12 protein-coding genes and 2 pseudogenes are annotated in these 18,693 nt (G+C 58.4%); 7 read left to right on the forward strand and 7 right to left on the reverse strand.

The genetic code is table 11. The features are described 5' to 3' along the window. Nucleotides 1-27: 27 nt before the first annotated feature. Complete coding sequence (tpiA, locus tag HMPREF1024_RS11160) at nucleotides 28-795, forward strand: triose-phosphate isomerase (RefSeq protein WP_002922909.1); 768 nt, start codon at nucleotides 28-30, stop codon at nucleotides 793-795. Between the two features lie 92 nt (nucleotides 796-887). On the opposite strand, the gene HMPREF1024_RS11155 is transcribed toward tpiA, so the two are convergent. The 4 genes from HMPREF1024_RS11155 to zapB form a co-directional block, all read right to left on the reverse strand. Then, a complete protein-coding gene (locus tag HMPREF1024_RS11155) occupies nucleotides 888-2,192 on the reverse strand; it encodes an SLC13 family permease (protein WP_004151505.1) in 1,305 nt (434 codons plus the stop codon). Between the two features lie 64 nt (nucleotides 2,193-2,256). Further along, nucleotides 2,257-3,027 (reverse strand): CDP-diacylglycerol diphosphatase, encoded by a 771-nt coding sequence (locus tag HMPREF1024_RS11150; RefSeq protein ID WP_020803798.1) that lies wholly within the window; start codon nucleotides 3,025-3,027, stop codon nucleotides 2,257-2,259. Nucleotides 3,028-3,189: 162 nt separating this feature from the next. Continuing rightward, on the reverse strand, nucleotides 3,190-4,179 hold the full coding sequence (locus HMPREF1024_RS11145; protein WP_002922936.1) for a sulfate ABC transporter substrate-binding protein: 990 nt from the start codon (nucleotides 4,177-4,179) through the stop codon (nucleotides 3,190-3,192). A gap of 151 nt (nucleotides 4,180-4,330) precedes the next feature. Then, on the reverse strand, nucleotides 4,331-4,576 hold the full coding sequence (gene zapB / locus HMPREF1024_RS11140; protein WP_004150222.1) for a septal ring assembly protein ZapB: 246 nt from the start codon (nucleotides 4,574-4,576) through the stop codon (nucleotides 4,331-4,333). Nucleotides 4,577-5,018: 442 nt separating this feature from the next. Between zapB and HMPREF1024_RS11135 the strand changes: the two genes are divergently transcribed. Together HMPREF1024_RS11135 and glpK are read left to right on the forward strand one after the other, a co-directional pair. Next, on the forward strand, nucleotides 5,019-5,870 hold the full coding sequence (locus HMPREF1024_RS11135; protein ID WP_002922941.1) for an MIP/aquaporin family protein: 852 nt from the start codon (nucleotides 5,019-5,021) through the stop codon (nucleotides 5,868-5,870). Between the two features lie 21 nt (nucleotides 5,871-5,891). Further along, entirely contained in the window at nucleotides 5,892-7,403 is a 1,512-nt protein-coding gene (gene glpK, locus HMPREF1024_RS11130) for a glycerol kinase GlpK (RefSeq protein ID WP_002922944.1), read from the forward strand. Nucleotides 7,404-7,517: 114 nt separating this feature from the next. On the opposite strand, the gene gltS is transcribed toward glpK, so the two are convergent. Continuing rightward, entirely contained in the window at nucleotides 7,518-8,720 is a 1,203-nt protein-coding gene (gene gltS, locus HMPREF1024_RS11125; RefSeq protein ID WP_004173891.1) for a sodium/glutamate symporter, read from the reverse strand. Between the two features lie 284 nt (nucleotides 8,721-9,004). Here gltS and HMPREF1024_RS11120 point away from each other — a divergent pair, with 284 nt between their 5' ends. The 4 genes and pseudogenes from HMPREF1024_RS11120 (at nucleotide 9,005) to HMPREF1024_RS11105 (ending at nucleotide 15,447) form a co-directional block, all read left to right on the forward strand. Beyond that, nucleotides 9,005-10,396 carry an NCS2 family protein gene (locus HMPREF1024_RS11120; RefSeq protein WP_002922950.1) on the forward strand — a complete coding sequence of 464 codons (1,392 nt, stop codon included), beginning with the start codon at nucleotides 9,005-9,007 and terminating at the stop codon, nucleotides 10,394-10,396. A gap of 140 nt (nucleotides 10,397-10,536) precedes the next feature. Beyond that, nucleotides 10,537-12,251: pseudogene (locus HMPREF1024_RS11115) on the forward strand (AsmA family protein). A 245-nt stretch (nucleotides 12,252-12,496) separates the two neighbouring features. Further along, a pseudogene (locus tag HMPREF1024_RS11110) lies at nucleotides 12,497-14,055 on the forward strand (PTS transporter subunit EIIC). Nucleotides 14,056-14,067: 12 nt separating this feature from the next. Then, nucleotides 14,068-15,447 carry a glycoside hydrolase gene (locus tag HMPREF1024_RS11105; RefSeq protein ID WP_002922956.1) on the forward strand — a complete coding sequence of 460 codons (1,380 nt, stop codon included), beginning with the start codon at nucleotides 14,068-14,070 and terminating at the stop codon, nucleotides 15,445-15,447. A gap of 46 nt (nucleotides 15,448-15,493) precedes the next feature. Here the strand turns inward: HMPREF1024_RS11105 and HMPREF1024_RS11100 are convergent, their stop codons facing one another. Beyond that, entirely contained in the window at nucleotides 15,494-16,216 is a 723-nt protein-coding gene (locus HMPREF1024_RS11100) for a MurR/RpiR family transcriptional regulator (RefSeq protein WP_004173889.1), read from the reverse strand. Between the two features lie 155 nt (nucleotides 16,217-16,371). Further along, a complete protein-coding gene (yicI, locus tag HMPREF1024_RS11095; RefSeq protein WP_009308797.1) occupies nucleotides 16,372-18,690 on the reverse strand; it encodes an alpha-xylosidase in 2,319 nt (772 codons plus the stop codon). Nucleotides 18,691-18,693 lie beyond the last annotated feature (3 nt).

The following is an 18,693-nucleotide window of genomic DNA, read 5'->3' on the forward strand; positions in this document are numbered from 1 at the left end:
TTCGCTTAAGTAGCGTGGAGAATTAAAATGCGACATCCTTTAGTGATGGGTAACTGGAAACTGAACGGCAGCCGCCACATGGTAAACGAACTGGTTGCGAACCTGCGTACCGAGCTGGCTGGCGTAAGCGGCTGTGCAGTTGCCATCGCCCCGCCGGAAATGTATCTGGACCTGGCTAAGCGCGCGGCAGAAGGCAGCCACATTCACCTGGGCGCGCAGAACGTTGACGTGAATCTGTCCGGCGCATTCACCGGTGAAACCTCCGCCGAAATGCTGAAAGATATCGGCGCGCAGTACATCATCATCGGCCACTCCGAGCGTCGTACCTACCACAAAGAATCCGACGAGCTGATCGCGAAGAAATTCGCCGTGCTGAAAGAGCAGGGTCTGACCCCGGTTCTGTGCATCGGTGAAACCGAAGCCGAAAACGAAGCGGGCAAAACGGAAGAAGTTTGCGCACGTCAGATCGACGCCGTGCTGAAAACCCAGGGCGCTGCCGCTTTCGAAGGCGTGGTTATCGCTTACGAACCAGTATGGGCTATCGGTACCGGCAAATCAGCGACCCCGGCTCAGGCGCAGGCGGTGCACAAATTCATCCGTGACCACATTGCTAAAGCTGACGCCAAAATCGCTGAGCAAGTGATCATCCAGTACGGCGGTTCCGTTAACGCTGGCAACGCCGCAGAGCTGTTCACCCAGCCGGACATCGACGGCGCGCTGGTTGGCGGCGCCTCCCTGAAAGCTGACGCTTTCGCGGTGATCGTTAAAGCAGCAGAAGCAGCGAAAAAAGCGTAATTCGCTTTTCCCGGTGGCGACACGCGACCGGGTTGACTGACAAAACGTGGGAGCCCGGCCTAGCACAGCGCAAGCCGGGCTTTCTTTTGCCGTTACAGTTTCCCCAACAGCTGATACCAGGCGTAGTCCAGCGGCAGTAAAATCAGATAACTCACCGCCGCCAGCGCCAGACACAGTTGCATCCCCGCCCTCGCCGGGACCTTGCCTAACCCCATCGCCACCACGATCGGCGACGCCTGATAGGGCAGCAGCGGCGTGGAATAGCCCAGCACCTGAATCATAATCACGCTTAGCAGCGGAAAACCGGTGGCGTCGGCAAAGCTCTGGGCAAAGGTGGTATACAGCGCCGGCACGCCGTTAGCGGTCATAATAAAGTTCAGCGCGCTGGTTATCCCGGTCAGGGCGAGAAAGCTGGTGAAAGGATTGTCTTTATCCAGGGGCATCACCTGCAGCAGCGCATTGCCCACCGCGCCGCCAATCCCGGTTTGGGTGACGGCGATCGCTAGCCCCAGAATCCCGGCGACGTAAATGCAGGTGCGCATATTCACCCCGCTGGCAAACTCCTCGCCGTTGATAAAGCCCACCCGCGGCAGCAGCGTGATCACAGCCGCCGCCAGGCCGGTCCACGCCGGGCCGACGCCGTGCCAGCTCTCGGTCACCCATAGCGAGAGGACCACCGCCAGCAGCCACGCCAGACGTTTCTCGTCGCGGCTCATCGGCGGCAGCGGCGCCAGGTCGCGCGGTGGATGCGGCTTGCCGGGAAAAAGCCAGCAAATCAGCGCCACCAGCACCGCCCCTTTCAGCCAGCCAAGCACCGGCGTATGCAGCAGTAAATAGGGAACATAATTCAGATGGATACCGTACGAGCCTTCCGCCGCGCCACTCATCACCAGATTCGGCACGTTGGCGGGCAAAATCGTCGCTGACAGCTGAAAGGTGCCGAACCCCACCGCCAGCGCCAGGCCGAACCAGCCGCGGCTGCCGTCGGCAATGCCCGCGCGGCGGGCCATCGCCGCCACGATCGGCATCAGCAGCGCGATGCGCCCCATGTTGGAGGGCATCACGAACGCCAGGGCGTAGCTCAGGAGTACCACGCTGGCGACCATCCGCGGCCAGGAGTCGGTGAGCCTGGCCGACAGCGCCTGCGCCGCCCGGTCCGCCAGTCCGGTTTTACGGATGGCGATGCCGAGCACAAAGCCGCTGAACACCAGCCAGAACGCCGAAGAGGCAAAGCCGCCGAAGATCACCTCCGGCGGAGCGATTTTCGCCATCATTGCCGCTGCGAAGAACAGCAGCGCGGTGATAAATTCCGGCAGCAGCGACGTCGCCCAGAGCACGATGGTGACGCCGACAATCAATGAAGGAAGGAACAGCGGGTGGGTAAGCCAGAGCGACATGCCTGTCTCCTGTCGTTTTTTTCAGCAAGAATACGACGACAGGTAAGACAGGTAAACGCCAGAACTAGTGGTTTGCGTTAAGGATGGCGCAGCGATGATCCTGAATTTCTTCCGCTGAAGCCCGGTTCAGGGTCAGCAGGTTACGCTCCGTCGCCAGCAGCACCAGCGAGCCGTCGCTCTGTTGCGCCATTGCCAGCGCGAAGCGTCCCATATGTTCACGCGCCTCCGGCACCTCTTCCGCCAGCATCAGGAACGGGCTACGCTGGGCCAGCTCCGCCTCCGTCACCCGGCGCGCCAGGTATTCGTGGCCCTGAAGCCCGCCCGGTAGCGGCAGCCAGCGGCTGCTGATCGCTGCGGCATCCTTATCTAACTGCGCGCGCACATCGGGGCGCAGGCAGGAGATATGAATATGGAAATGGTTTTGCGTACGTCCACTGCGCGAGTTGATCGCCAGCGATACCGCGTTATCAGGAACCGGCGCGCCGTGGCGCTGGCTCATGATTTCACGCCCCTGCCAGGCCTGCCAGAAAAAGTTCGGCGTCAACGGTTCCAGCAGCAGCGGGCTTTCGGTGCCGTTGATGCGGTAGGTCGGCATCAGCAAATACTGCAGCGGGCCGTTACGGTCTTTAAACAGCACATAGCCGCCCTTGAGGTTCACTTCCGCGCACGGCGACGGGTTTTGCTGCTGTTGCTGATGGGGTACGCACTGCTGCAGGACAATCTTGCGTAATGCGTCCGGGTTGCCAGAGTGCAGCCAGTAGTAGCCGCCCGCCAGCGCCGCGAGGATCGCCACCAGCAGCGCCAGCAAAAAGTATCTTACTCTTCTCATTTTCATTCCCTGTTAAGCCTGAAGCGGAAGAGTAGCGTAATTTGATGACTAAATGAAAACAGATGGTGGACGGGGCGTTATCCCGGGTAGCGGCTGACGCCTTACCCGGGCTACGCACCACGCAAAACTGTAGCCCTGCTAAGCGTAGCGCAAGCAGGGACAAGAGAATTAACGCTGGCTAATCTGGTCGAAGGTGCCGCCGTTGGAGAAGTGCTCTTTCTGCGCTTTCGTCCAGCCGCCGAACTCCTGATCGATGGTAAACAGCTTCAGTTTCGGGAATTCGTTAGCATATTTCTTCGCCACATTCGGATCGCGCGGGCGGTAGAAGTTCTTCGCCGCAATCTCCTGGCCTTCCGGCGAGTAGAGATACTTCAGGTACGCTTCCGCCACCTGGCGCGTGCCTTTCTTATCCACCACTTTGTCGACCACCGAGACGGTCGGCTCAGCCAGAATCGACTCACTTGGGGTCACGATTTCAAACTTGTCTTTGCCCAGTTCGTTGGTCGCCAGCAGCGCTTCGTTTTCCCAGGCGATCAGTACGTCGCCGATGCCGCGTTCTACGAAGGTATTGGTCGAACCGCGTGCGCCGGAGTCCAGCACTTCCACGTTTTTATACAGCGCCTTGACGAATTCCTGGGCTTTCGCCTGGTCGCCGTGATTCTGATGCAGGGCATAGCCCCAGGCCGCCAGGTAGTTCCAGCGGGCGCCGCCGGAGCTTTTCGGGTTCGGGGTAATGACCGACACACCCGGTTTGATCAGATCGTTCCAGTCATGGATCTGTTTCGGATTGCCCTTGCGGACGAGGAACACGATGGTGGAGGTATACGGCGCAGAGTTATCCGGCAGGCGTTTCAGCCAGTTTTTATCGATGCGGCCGCGTTCGGCAATAGCGTCGACATCGTAGGCCAGCGCCAGCGTGACCACATCCGCTTCAATACCGTTAATCACCGAGGTCGCCTGTTTGCCAGAGCCACCATGCGACTGGCGGATCACCACGTTGTCGCCGGTCTCCTGCTTCCAGTGTGCGCTAAACGCTTTGTTGTACTGTTCGTACAGCTCGCGCGTTGGATCATAAGATACGTTTAATAGCTGAATGTCTTTTGCCAGAACGCTGGCGGATGCCAGCAACAGAGTTAACCCTACGCCCCACTTATTCATCGCACCGCTCTCTTTATGTGTGTTGTGATGGGTTAAGCGTGCCAGAAAGCGATTCAATGATTAAAGAATAAAAAAAGATTGGCTATAACTTGCGGATATAAAGACGCGAGTAAGGATGACCCCCTCCCGGGCGGGAGAGGGCGCGAAGCGATTAGACTTCTTCCATGCGACCCAGCAGCGCCTGCAGACGTTCCTGCCAGCCCTGCTGCTGCTCTTTCAGCTGGCTGTTTTCGCGCTCCAGCTCTTCACGACCATGCTGCGCGCTCTGAACTTCCTGCACCAGGGTGTTGTTCTTTTCTTTCAGCTCTTCGATTTCCATCTGCAACAGAGTGATGGTATCAATCGCCTGCTGAACCTTAGATTCTAATTTCTCAAACACTTCTAATGACATCGTCATACCTCTCCTGAACTTGCAAGGCGTTGATAGAAACTCGTGTTTCGTATACGCGGTCCCGCCTTAACGAAAATTAGCGCACATAGCGGTGTTATCGTCGATTGTATGAATCCCCGCCGCCCCTGTCCAGCGGCAAGCCGCGTAGATTGCGGTTTGCAACACTTTTCAGTCTTTACCTGGTGCTTTCAGCGCAGTTCGCTCGTAGTTCATGGGTCAATGTTAATTTTATGGTTAACAAAATGCGTGGTGAAACGCTCCGGCAGCGCTCTCGATGCGCGCAAATGGCGCGAAAACGCTCATTTTCTTGACGAGGCACACACATTTGAAGTTCGATATTTCTCGTTTTTGCTCGTTAACGATAAATTAACACTATGCCTACATGGCAATATGGTCGTCTGTGACCACCCTACATACAATAATCATCACCACGCTTCAGGATTCGATTATGAGCCAAACATCAACCTTAAAAGGCCAGTGCATCGCAGAGTTCCTCGGTACCGGGTTGTTGATCTTTTTCGGCGTTGGGTGCGTGGCTGCGCTCAAGGTCGCGGGAGCCAGCTTCGGACAATGGGAAATCAGCATCATCTGGGGTCTGGGCGTCGCCATGGCGATCTACCTGACCGCCGGGGTCTCCGGTGCGCACCTTAACCCAGCGGTGACTATCGCGCTGTGGCTGTTCGCCTGCTTCGAAGGCCGCAAAGTGGTTCCTTTTATTATTTCGCAATTCGCTGGCGCCTTTTGCGCTGCGGCATTAGTTTACGGGCTTTACTACAATCTTTTCCTCGATTATGAAACCACCCACCATATGATTCGCGGCAGCGTGGAAAGCCTCGATCTGGCCGGCATTTTCTCCACTTACCCGAACCCGCACATCAATTTTGTGCAGGCCTTCGCGGTAGAGATGGTGATTACCGCTATCCTGATGGGCGTCATCCTGGCGCTGACCGACGATGGCAACGGCATACCGCGCGGCCCGCTGGCCCCTCTGCTGATTGGCCTGCTGATTGCGGTGATTGGCGCCTCCATGGGACCGCTGACCGGCTTCGCCATGAACCCGGCGCGTGACATCGGCCCGAAAGCCTTCGCCTGGCTGGCGGGGTGGGGTGACGTCGCCTTCACCGGCGGCAAAGATATTCCTTATTTCCTGGTGCCGCTGTGCGCACCGGTGGTCGGCGCGGCGCTGGGCGCATTCAGCTATCGTAAGCTGATTGGCCGTCACCTGCCTTGCGACACCTGCGTGGAGGAAGAGCAACAGAGCCCCTCCTCTTCCACCGCTCAACATAAAGCTTCGCTGTAATCTGACTACGGGACACCGACTATGACCGACAAAAAATATATCGTTGCGCTTGACCAGGGCACTACCAGCTCCCGGGCCGTTGTGATGGATCATGATGCCAATATCGTCAGCGTCTCCCAGCGAGAATTTGAACAAATTTATCCTAAGCCAGGCTGGGTCGAACACGACCCGATGGAAATCTGGGCTTCCCAAAGCTCGACGCTGGTCGAAGCGCTGGCCAAAGCGGATATCAACTCCGATCAGATCGCGGCCATCGGCATCACCAATCAGCGTGAGACCGTGGTGGTGTGGGAGCGAGAGACCGGTAAACCCATCTACAACGCTATCGTCTGGCAGTGCCGCCGTACCGCGGAGATCTGCGAGCAGCTCAAGCGTGACGGGATGGAAGAGTATATCCGCAAGGCCACAGGCCTGGTGGTGGACCCGTACTTCTCCGGCACCAAGGTGAAATGGATCCTCGACCATGTCGAAGGTTCCCGTGAGCGTGCGAAGCGCGGCGAGCTGCTGTTCGGCACCGTTGACACCTGGCTTATCTGGAAGATGACCCAGGGCCGCGTGCACGTCACCGACTACACCAACGCCTCACGTACCATGCTGTTCAACATTCACGACCTCGACTGGGACGACAAGATGCTCGACGCGCTGGACATTCCGCGCGCCATGCTGCCGGAAGTGCGCAAGTCTTCCGAAGTGTACGGCCAGACCAACATCGGTGGTAAAGGCGGGACCCGTATTCCTATCGCCGGGATCGCCGGTGACCAGCAGGCGGCCCTGTTCGGCCAGCTGTGCGTCAAGGAAGGGATGGCGAAAAACACCTACGGCACCGGCTGCTTTATGCTGATGAATACCGGCGAAAAAGCGGTCACCTCCACCCACGGTCTGCTGACCACCATCGCCTGCGGCCCGCGCGGCGAGGTGAACTACGCTCTGGAAGGGGCGGTGTTTATGGCCGGCGCGTCTATTCAGTGGCTGCGCGACGAGATGAAGCTCATCAGCGATGCCTTCGACTCCGAGTACTTCGCCACCAAAGTGAAGGATACCAACGGCGTATACGTGGTACCCGCGTTCACCGGTCTTGGCGCACCGTACTGGGACCCGTATGCCCGCGGCGCGATTTTCGGCCTCACCCGCGGCGTGAACTCCAACCACATTATCCGTGCGACGCTGGAGTCCATCGCCTTTCAGACCCGCGACGTGCTGGAAGCGATGCAGGCTGACTCCGGCATTCGTCTGCACGCCCTGCGCGTAGACGGCGGCGCGGTGGCTAACAACTTCCTGATGCAGTTCCAGTCCGATATCCTCGGCACCCGTGTCGAGCGTCCGGAAGTACGCGAAGTGACGGCGCTGGGCGCGGCCTATCTGGCCGGTCTGGCGGTCGGTTTCTGGCAGAATCTGGATGAACTGCAGGAGAAAGCGGTGATTGAGCGCGAATTCCGCCCGGGGATTGAAACTACTGAGCGTAACTATCGTTACAGCGGCTGGAAGAAAGCGGTGAAACGCGCGTTAGCGTGGGAAGAGCACGACGAAGCGTAAGATTGTGAAGTTATTCCCGGCTTGCGGCGTAAACGCCTGAGCCGGGCTACAAAACCCCAAACAGCACGATCTTGTAGCCCGGACAGGTGCGCAGCACCGCTTCCGGGTTTTTTATCAGCCAAATATCGGCAGCAGCAGGTACAGCTTAATCACCAGCGCGTTGACGATATCGATAAAGAACGCCCCCACCATCGGCACTACCAGGAAGGCCATATGCGATGGCCCGAAACGGTCGGTAATCGCCTGCATATTGGCGATCGCCGTCGGCGTTGCCCCCAGGCCAAACCCGCAATGCCCGGCTGCCAGCACCGCGGCATCGTAGTTTTTGCCCATCATCCGATAGGTGACGAACACCGCATACAGCGCCATCGCCAGCGCCTGCACCGCCAGGATAATAATCATCGGCAGCGCCAGCGAGGCCAACTCCCACAGCTTGAGGCTCATCAGCGCCATGGCGAGGAACAGCGACAGGCTGACGTTGCCCAACACCGATACCGCGCGATCGAACACCCGATACAACCCCGCCAGCGCCAGGCTGTTGCTGAGGATCACGCCGATAAACAGCACGCAGACGAAGGTCGGCAGCTCGAAGACGCTCCCCGCCAGCAGTTGCGCAACCACCTTGCCCAGCGTCAGACAGATGGCGATCAGGGCGATACTTTCGATCAGCACCAGCGAGGTGATCACCCGCCCCACGTCCGGCTTTTCAAAGGCGGTTGGCGCCACCTGATCGTCCGGTGTCCCGTCCGGTGAGGAAGAGTGCTTCACCAGATAACGCGCCACCGGGCCGCCGATCAGGCCGCCCAGCACCAGGCCGAAAGTCGCGCAGGCCATCGCCACCTCGGTGGCGTTGGCAAAACCGTAGCGCTCAACGAACAGCTTACTCCACGCCGCCCCGGTGCCGTGGCCGCCGGATAAGGTAATCGACCCGGCCAGCAGACCCATTAGCGGATCCAGCCCCAGCAGCGTCGCCATGCCGATACCGAGGGCGTTCTGCAGCAGCAGCAGGCCAACCACCACGATCAGGAAAGTGCCCAGCACCTTGCCGCCGGCCCGCAGGCTGGCGAGGTTGGCGTTAAGACCGATGGTGGCGAAGAACGCCAGCATCAGCGGATCTTTCAGACTCATATCGAAATCAATTTCGATATCCATGCTTTTTTTCAGCGCCAGCAGCGCCAGCGCCACCAGCAGACCGCCGGCAACGGGTTCAGGAATAGTGTATTTCTTAAGGAAGGGAACGGTTTGTACGAGTTTTCTGCCGAGTAACAGCACGAGCGTTGCGGCAACGAGCGTCGATAAGGTATCGAGATGAAACATAAAAAGCTCCTTATGGGCGCATGATCCATTCACACGCGACGATATTCCTGGTGTCTTTAGCTTCTCATCATGAGGAGTCAGAGGGGGATTTTACGCAGAACGGCGGAAAAATTGACAGAAAAAGATATTTTGTATCCTTAATGATGCGATTTAGCATACAAAATGTTAATTACCTCGTTGCGCATATTCACGGTATAAATTTTTATGAGCAAACGCTGGCAAACGTTTGCTTTTGGTCTACAGTCCGATAAAATTCCCGCTTTGCCACCTTGGGATTGCTTGTGATGTCCGTTAACACCGCAGAGTCAGAAAATGCGCAACCGGTTGCGCATAAACCAGCCAGCGAATTAATCTACCGCCTCGAAGATCGCCCGCCGCTACCGCAAACCCTGTTCGCCGCCTTCCAGCACCTGCTGGCGATGTTTGTCGCGGTGATCACCCCGGCGCTGTTAATCTGCCAGGCTCTCGGTCTCCCGGCGCAAGATACCCAACATATCATCAGCATGTCGCTGTTCGCCTCCGGCGTCGCCTCTATTATTCAGATCAAAGCCTGGGGCCCGGTCGGCTCCGGACTGCTCTCCATCCAGGGCACCAGCTTCAACTTTGTCGCCCCGCTGATCATGGGCGGTACCGCCTTGAAAACCGGCGGCGCCGACGTCCCCACCATGATGGCCGCCCTCTTCGGCACCCTGATGCTGGCCAGCTGCACCGAAATGGTCCTCTCCCGGATCCTGCACCTGGCGCGCCGTATCATTACCCCGCTGGTTTCCGGCGTGGTGGTGATGATTATCGGCCTGTCGCTGATTCAGGTCGGACTGACCTCCATCGGCGGCGGCTACGCGGCGATGGCTGACCACACCTTTGGTGCGCCGAAAAATCTGCTGCTGGCGGGTATCGTGCTGGCGCTGATTATTATCCTCAACCGCCAGCGCAACCCGTACCTGCGCATCGCCTCGCTAGTGATTGCCATGGCTGCCGGTTATCTGGCGGCGTGGTTCCTCGATATGCTGCCAGCCAACACCGCCCCGACCAACAGCAGCCTCATCACCGTCCCGACGCCGCTCTATTATGGCCTCGGCATCGACTGGAGTCTGCTGCTGCCCCTGATGCTGGTGTTTATGATCACCTCCCTGGAAACCATCGGCGATATCACCGCCACCTCCGACGTCTCCGAACAGCCGGTCTCGGGTCCGCTGTATATGAAGCGCCTGAAAGGCGGCGTGCTGGCTAACGGCCTGAACTCCTTCGTTTCCGCGGTCTTCAATACTTTCCCGAACTCCTGCTTCGGTCAGAACAACGGCGTGATCCAGCTGACCGGGGTCGCCAGCCGCTACGTCGGCTTTGTGGTCGCCCTGATGCTGATCGTCCTCGGCCTGTTCCCGGCGGTGAGCGGCTTCGTGCAGCACATCCCTGAGCCGGTGCTCGGCGGCGCCACGCTGGTGATGTTCGGCACCATCGCCGCGTCCGGCGTGCGCATCGTCTCCCGTGAACCGCTGAACCGTCGGGCGATCCTGATTATCGCTCTGTCGCTGGCGGTAGGCCTCGGCGTGTCGCAGCAGCCGCTGATCCTGCAGTTCGCCCCGGACTGGCTGAAAAACCTGCTTTCCTCCGGGATTGCCGCCGGCGGTATCACGGCGATTGTTCTGAATTTAATTTTCCCGCCAGAAAAGGCGTGATCTCATGCGTTCCCGGTCGCGCATCGGCCGGGACGTCCTCCAACCACCTGCCCCATCACGGAAATAAACCACGCCTGCCTTGAGAAGTGCGCCTAAATCGGGCATAACACGGTGATGTGCATCTCACAGAATGGAAGACCATGAAATTTCTTGGAAAGCTGATTCTCTGGCTGCTAGTCGCTCTGCTGCTCGTCATTATTGGCGCGTGGTTCCTGCTGCAAACCCACTGGGGCGCCCGCCAGGCCAGCGCCTGGCTCAGCAATGGCACCGGCTGGCAGGTCTCCTTCGATGAGATGGAGCACGATTTCTCTCCCCCCTTCATGTGCAGTTGCGAAACGTCACCTTTGGTCGGGAAGGCAAGCCTGCCACTTTGGTGGCAAAAACGGTCGACATTGGCTTCAGCACCCGCCAGTTTAGCGATCCGCTGCATGCGGATGAGATAGTCCTTAACGACGGCACTCTGAATCTGTCACCCCACTCTGCAGACCTGCCGTTCGCTGCCGACCGGCTGATGTTGCGCAATATGGCTTTCAACAGCCCGGAAACCGGCTGGGCGCTCAGCGCGCAGCGCGTCACCGGCGGCGTCAGCCCATGGACGCCGGAGGCGGGCAATGTGCTGGGGAAAACGGCGCAGATCGAGATGAGCGCGGGCTCGATGACGCTCAATGGCGTCGAAGCCAGCAACGTTCTGATTCAGGGTAAGATTGATCAGGGCGAGGTCACCCTCTCCACCCTCGGCGCCGATGTCGCCCGCGGCACCTTAACCGGCAATGCCAAACGCAGCGCCGATGGCAGCTGGCGGGTGGATAACCTCCAGCTCAACGAGATTCGACTGCAGAGCCCCGCCTCGCTGACCGAGTTTTTCGCGCCGTTAACTACGGTCCCCTCTCTGCAGATTGGCCGCCTGGACATCACCGACGCCCGCCTGCAGGGACCGGACTGGGCGGTAACCGACCTCGACCTGAGCCTGCGCAACCTGACCCTTAGCCACGGCGGCTGGCAGAGCGAGGACGGCACGCTGTCGATGAACGCCAGCGAATTTATCTACGGCTCGCTGCATCTTTTCGACCCGATCCTCAATGCCGAATTCTCTCCCCAGGGCATTGCGCTGCGCCAGTTCTCCTCGCGCTGGGAGGGCGGCATGGTGCGCACCTCCGGCAACTGGCTGCGCGCCGGGAACGCCCTGGTGCTCGACGATACCGCTTTCGCCGGACTGGAGTACACGCTGCCGGCGAACTGGAAACAGCTGTGGATGACGCCGCTGCCAGTCTGGCTGCAAAGCCTGACGCTGAAAAAATTCAGCGCCAGCCGCAATCTGATCATCGATGTGGACCCTGCTTTCCCGTGGCAAATTACCGCCCTCGATGGCTATGGCGGCGAGCTACAGCTGGTGAAAAACGGCAGCTGGGGAGTATGGAACGGCAGCGCGACGCTGAACGCCGCGGCGGCGACTTTCAACCGGATCGACGTGCGCCGCCCATCACTCAAACTGAACGCCACAGCCTCGATGGTCAATATCACTGAGCTTAGCGCCTTCACCGAGCGCGGCATTTTGCAGGCCACCGCCGCGGTATCCCAGCTGCCGCAGCGCCAGGTCAATCTGAGCTTCAGCGGCCGCGGCGTGCCGCTGAATATTCTGCAGGCCTGGGGCTGGCCGTCGCTACCTATAAGCGGGGATGGCAATCTCCAGCTGACCGCCAGCGGCAGCGTGCAGGCCGATGCCCCGCTCAAACCGACGGTCAACGGGCAGCTCAGCGCCGTGAATATGGAGAAACAGCAGGTGGCGCAAATCATGCGCAACGGCGAGGTCAGCCCCACCCCCGCCGCGCCAGCGCCCGCTCCCGTCACCCCATAGCGATGCCCATTCCCTCTCCTCTATGGGGAGAGGGATTGCTTCCCGGCAAAACTCCACTCTGACTACTCTCTCCCTTTCAGGGAGAGAGTTGGGGTGCGAGTCCTGAAACCTGTGCGCAATACGCGGCTATCTGTACCTATTTAGCGCAACAGGTTCCTTTCAAATATCAGAGTTGCTATAACCAAATCACTGGAAGTCGATAAAAAACCGCTCCCTGTACCTACAAAAATATAAAAGGATCAATCATGCCTGAAAAACGTCAGCGTATTCTGGAGAATATGCAAAAATTCTCCCGGGCCATGATCGGCGCCGTATTGTTCTTGCCGGTCATTGGCTTAATTCTGGCCCTCAGTTCAGTATTAACTAATCCGACATTAATTGCTGAAACCAGTTTCTTACATCAGCTTGGGCAAATGCTCGGCGACACCTTTTGGCCTTTATTTGGCAACCTCGGCTTATTATTTTGCGTCGGCATCAGCTATGGCCTGGCAAAGGATAAAAAAACCGAGTCGCACTGGTTTCAGTGATGTGCTTTATTATGTTTCTTGGCGCCAACCACTCCTGGCTGGAACACACCCATGGACTCGCCGAAAAAATTAACGGTGAATATTATGGCACCGGGCAAACCCAGCTGCTGGGCTTTGTGGTGGTGGATATGGGCGTTTTCCTGGGCATTATTCTCGGCTGCACGATTGCGTGGGTGCACAATAAAGTCTCTGCCATTGAGCTGCCTGGCGCGCTGTCGATGTACGGCGGCGCCAAGCTGACGCTGGTGGCGATGACGCCGGTGGTTATCTTCTACGCCATCGCCTTTACCTGGATTTGGCCCTTTATGACCCACGGCATCTCCGCCCTCACCGGTTTTATGAAAAATGCCGGGGTCGCCGGGGTCTTCGTCTATGGTTTCTTTGAAAAATTCCTTATCCCCACCGGCCTGCACCATTTCGTCTGGTCCCCCTTCCAGCTCACCCAGATTGGCGGCACGCTGAACGTGGATGGTCAGGTGGTCTCCGGCACCCAGGCCATTTTCCTCGCCTATATGCGCCATCCCGACCTGACGCCGGTCATGAACGACGCATTACGTTTTTCGCAGCAAGGGATGACCACTATCTTTGGCCTGGCGGGCGCCTCGCTGGCGTTCTACCACACCGCGAAACCGGAGAAGAAAGCGATGGCGAAGGCGATTCTGCTGCCGGCGATTATCACCTCGATGCTGACCGGCATCACCGAGCCGATTGAGTTCACCTTCTTATTTGTCTCACCGCTGCTGTGGGTGATCCACGCGACGTTAACCGCCGCCTCGCAGGCCATTTGCGACATCTTCACCGTACGTCCCTGGGGAGCATCGGGCCTGATCGAGTTTCTGATCTATAACCTGCCGCTGCCGGTCTCCTTAACGCGCTGGCCGGGCTATGTCCTTATCGGTATCGGCCAGTTCGCCGTCTACTACGTGATTTTCCGCACCCTGGTGGTGAAGCTGAACCTGAAAACGCCGGGCCGGGAAGATGACGAGAACGTGAAGCTCTACAGCAAAGCAGAGTACCGCCAGAAAGTCGCGCAACCGCAGTCGGTCACCGATGACATTATCCGCGGCCTCGGGGGCAAGGAGAATATTCTCTCCGTCGATAATTGTTTTACTCGCCTGCGCGTGGCCGTGCGCGATATGGCGCGGGTTGATGACACGCAATTAAAAAATACCGGCGCCAACGGCGTCGTACGCAATCGAAATGAAGTTCAGGTTATTTATGGCGTCAAAGTGGGACAGGTACGTTCCCGGGTTGATAACTGGTTAGCAGAAAATTAATGAGGAGTATTTATGAAATTAACCGTATTAGGCGGGGGCGGCGTTCGCTCTGCATTTTTAGCGAAATCTCTGGCCTATAACGCTCACCGCATTGGTTTAACAGAAGTCGTTTTTCTCGATAACTCTGCTGATAATCTGGCGATATTTGGCGAAATTGCCCGCTATGTATTTAATACCATTCGCCCGGATATTCAGTTTAGTACCACCACCGACCCGGTCGCAGCGCTGCAGGACGCCAACTATATCATTACCACCCTGCGGGTTGGCGGCGATGAAAGCCGCATTCGCGACGAACGTATTGCGCTTGAGCATAACACTCTCGGCCAGGAGACCACCGGCGCCGGCGGTTTCGCGATGGCCATGCGCTCGATCCCGGCGATCCTTCGCTATTGCCGGCTGATCGAAGAACATGCCGCCGAAGACGCTATTCTGTTTAACTTTACCAACCCGTCAGGTCTGGTGACGGAAGCGATTATTAAGTCCGGCTTTAAGCGCCGGGTCTATGGGATCTGCGATGCCCCCTCCGAGCTGATTCGTGAACTGCCGGCGATCCTTGGCTGTGAGGAGCGCGACCTCAGCGTGGAATGCTATGGGCTGAACCATTTCTCCTGGTTTACCCACTTCACCGTCCGTGGGGAAGAGGTGACCGAACGGCTGATCGCCAGCCCGGAACTGTACCAGAAGACGGCGATGCAGTACTTCTCCCCGGAGCTGGTACGGCTTTGCGATAATCAGCTCCTCAATGAATATCTCTATTATTACTACTATCGCGACGAGGCGCTGAAGGCGATTCAGGGGGCCGGCGAGACGCGCGGAGAGCAGATCGCCCGCATCAATCAGGAGATGCGCGAGGCACTGCGCACCGTGGATGCCAGAACGCAACCGGAGGCCGCCTTCACCATCTGGATGCAGCATTACCTACGCCGGGAAAACAGCTATATGCAGAACGAATCCCGGCAGGAGAAATTCCACACCCGCGAACCGCTGACGCTGCGCCAGTTTATCGAAGAGCCGGACACCGGCGGCTATGCCGGAGTGGCGCTGGATATCCTGGAAGCGGTGAACAGCACCACCACCAAGCGGATCGTGGTGTCGATCCAGAATCACGACACGCTCGACTTTTTACGCCCGGACGACGTGATCGAGATCAGCTGCGACCTGAGCCGGGATGGCCTCAAGCCGGTGACGCCGGTGAAGGTACCGACGGCGCAGAAGAATATGATTGCCTGCGTGAAAGAGTATGAGCGGCTGGCGGTGGCGGCGATCCTGCAGCAGGATAAATCGCTGGCGGTGCGGGCGCTGATGGCGCACCCGCTGATCGGTTCCTATTCGCTGGCGAAAACCCTGGTCGAAGCCTACCTCGACGATGAGCAGTTCGCCGCCTGGCGGTAATCCGCTGCCGATGGGATTCCCCCGCTCGCACCGCGCTTAGCGGGGGCTAACTATTGCTACGTAGGCTGGTAAACCACATCTTCAATAGTCGCTCAAAGCCTAAGATGCAGTAGCCGAAAAACGGGTTGCTCCAGTAAATATCATCATCGAACTTCTGCGGGTCGTGAATAATAAACGCCGTATCCGCGGCCTGCGCCAGCGGGCTTTGGTAGTCGCCGGTAAAGCAGACCAGATTAATCTCCTTCCCCTCCAGGGCCTTAACCCAGTTGAGCGCCGAGCTGCTGCGCCCGGATTTAGAAATGATCCAGATGGAGTCGAAGCAGGCGGCGTTTTTCTGTTCGAGGATTTCGTAATCGGGCCACAGCGCCAGGCTGGCATTCACGCCGGTGACGAGAAACTTGTTGTAAATATACTGGGCGATCAGCTGTGAAAAGCCGCTGCCGTGGATCAGGATGCGCTGCTGTTTAAGGCTTGCCAGCAGCGGCGTCAGCGCTTCTTCCGGCTGAACGCTCATGTAGTCGATATCGTTGGTGACATCGAGCTTCGGCATGGTGATATTGAACTTGATAAAGTAAACCAGCTCCAGCCAGCCGCTGAACTTCAGTTTTTTCGCTAGCCGGACCAGGGAAGAGGGGTTGCTGTAGCACTGTTCAGCCACAGCGCGAACTCCCTGGCGGATACACTGCTCCGGGTCGTTCTGAATAAAGCGCAGCACGGTCATTTCCGTTTTGCTTAGCTTCACGTCACGAAAGATATTTTCTACGTCCATGGCGGGCTCCTCTCAGCGGCAGAATACGCTAACACCGTTCGACAACCGCGTCTGCGGCCTGAGTCACCACTATGAAATGAACGTTACTTTTTGTACAAAAATGGAATAAAAAAACCCTCTCCGCCGGGCGAAGAGGGCTGCTGCTGTTAACCTATTTACAACGTAATCGTCAGCGTATTGCCCTCGGCGCTCACCACCACTCCCCATTCGCTACCGGTCTGCGTACCGCCCTGCACGCCCGCGACCTGCGGGATATTGCGCAGACATAACGTCCAGCCGCGGGCCTCGCCTTCGCCGCTCACGGCGATGGCGTTACCCTGGCGCCTGGCCTTCAGGGTGAAGATCGTCGAGCCGTCTGCCGCCGGAACGTCACAGCGTGCCTCGCGTCCATCCTCAAGGTGGAACAGCTGGAAGGCGGTGCCCTCATGCCAGGCGTAATCCGGCTTCTGGTCATTGTTGCCCAGCGCCAGCAGGGTGTTGTCGCGAACGTAGACCGGCAGGCTCAGTGCATCGTGATGCTGCTTATGCCAGCGGCTACCCGGCAATTCATCGTTATGCCACAGATGCGTCCAGTGCCCTTCCGGCAGATAAAACTGCACTTCGCCGGCCTCGGAGAACACCGGCGCCACCAGGACCGAATCGCCCAGCATATACTGGCGGTCGAGATAGTCGCAGGCCGGATCGTCCGGAAACTCGAGCATCATCGCGCGCAGCATTGGCGTGCCGCACTCGTTGGCCAGCGCCGCCTGACGATAGAGATACGGCATCATGAGGCATTTCAGCTGCGTGAAGTGGCGCACCACGTCGCAGGACTCGTCATCGTAGGCCCATGGCACCCGATAGGATTTGCTGCCGTGCAGGCGGCTGTGGCTGGAGAGCAGGCCGAAGGCGCACCAGCGCTTGTAGACGTGGGCCGGCGCGGTGTTTTCGAAACCGCCGATATCGTGACTCCAGAAACCGAAGCCGGACATGCCGATCGACAGCCCGCCGCGCAGGCTTTCCGCCATCGATTCGTAGTTGGCGTAGCAGTCGCCGCCCCAGTGCACCGGGAACTGCTGCGCGCCCACCGAGGCGGAGCGGGCGAACAGCACCGCCTCCTGCTCGCCGACGGTCTCTTTCAGCACCTTCCACACCAGCTCGTTATAGATGAAGGCGTAGTGGTTGTGCATTTTCTGCGGATCGGAACCATCAAACCACTGGACGTCGGTCGGGATACGCTCGCCAAAGTCGGTCTTGAAGCAATCGACCCCCATCGCCACGAGGCCTTTTAGTTTGTCGGCATACCACTGGCGGGCTTCCGGATTGGTGAAGTCATAAATCGCCAGCCCCGGCTGCCACTTATCCCACTGCCACAGCGAACCGTCCGGGCGCTTCAGCAGATAACCCTTCTCTTTCAGCTCCTTGAACACCGGCGAGCGCTGACCGATGTACGGGTTGATCCACACGCAGACCTTCAGCCCTTTCGCCTTCAGGCGCTTGATCATCCCTTCCGGGTCCGGGAAGGTCTGCGGATCCCATTCAAAATCGCACCACTGGAAGGCCTTCATCCAGAAACAGTCGAAGTGGAAGACGTGCAGCGGCAGATGGCGCTCAGCCATACCGTCGATGAAGCTATTCACCGTCGCTTCGTCATAGTTGGTGGTGAACGAGGTCGTCAGCCACAGACCAAACGACCATGCCGGCGGCAGCGCCGGGCGGCCGGTGAACTGCGTATAGCGGTTAAGCACCGCTTTCGGCGTCGGGCCGTCGATCACGAAGTACTCAAGGTATTCGCCTTCAACGCTGAACTGGACTTTAGAGACTTTCTCCGAGCCCACCTCGAAGGAGACGCGCTGCGGATGGTTGACCAGCACGCCGTAGCCGCGGTTGGTCAGATAGAACGGGATATTTTTGTAGGATTGCTCGGTGCTGGTGCCGCCGTCTTCGTTCCAGGTTTCTACCGTCTGGCCGTTGCGCACCAGGGCGGTAAAGCGCTCGCCGAGGCCGTAGACGGTTTCGCCGACGCCGAGGTCGAGGCGCTCAAACATGTAGTTGCGCTGGGTCTTACTATCCTGCACGTAGCCGTTGTTTTTTAGCTGGCTACCGGTGATACGCACGCCGTCGCGCAGAAAATCCAGCGCCCAGAATTCGCCTTTAGTCACCCGCACGCTGAGGCTGCCGCTTTTCAGCTCGGCGAACCCGGCCGTATTTTCCATTTCGACATGGACGTCTTTCTGCACGTTCAGCGGATAGTGCGGGCCGTTATCCAGCGCGCCCTGGAAGTGCTCCATACGCACGCCGATTATCCCTTCCTGCGGCGAGAAAAAGCGCAGGGTGAACAATGGCGTATCCAGCTGCCAGGCGCGTTCGCGGACATCGCGCGGCGCGGCATAGACCACCATTTCATTCCCCTGCTGCTCCACCTCGTAAACCTGTACGGGTTGGATCAGGTTGAGCCCTGGTTGAATGAGCCAGTTTCCATCACTGATTTTCATTAA

The organism is Klebsiella sp. 4_1_44FAA, assembly GCF_000238715.1.
GTDB classification, from domain to species: Bacteria; Pseudomonadota; Gammaproteobacteria; order Enterobacterales; family Enterobacteriaceae; genus Klebsiella; species Klebsiella pneumoniae.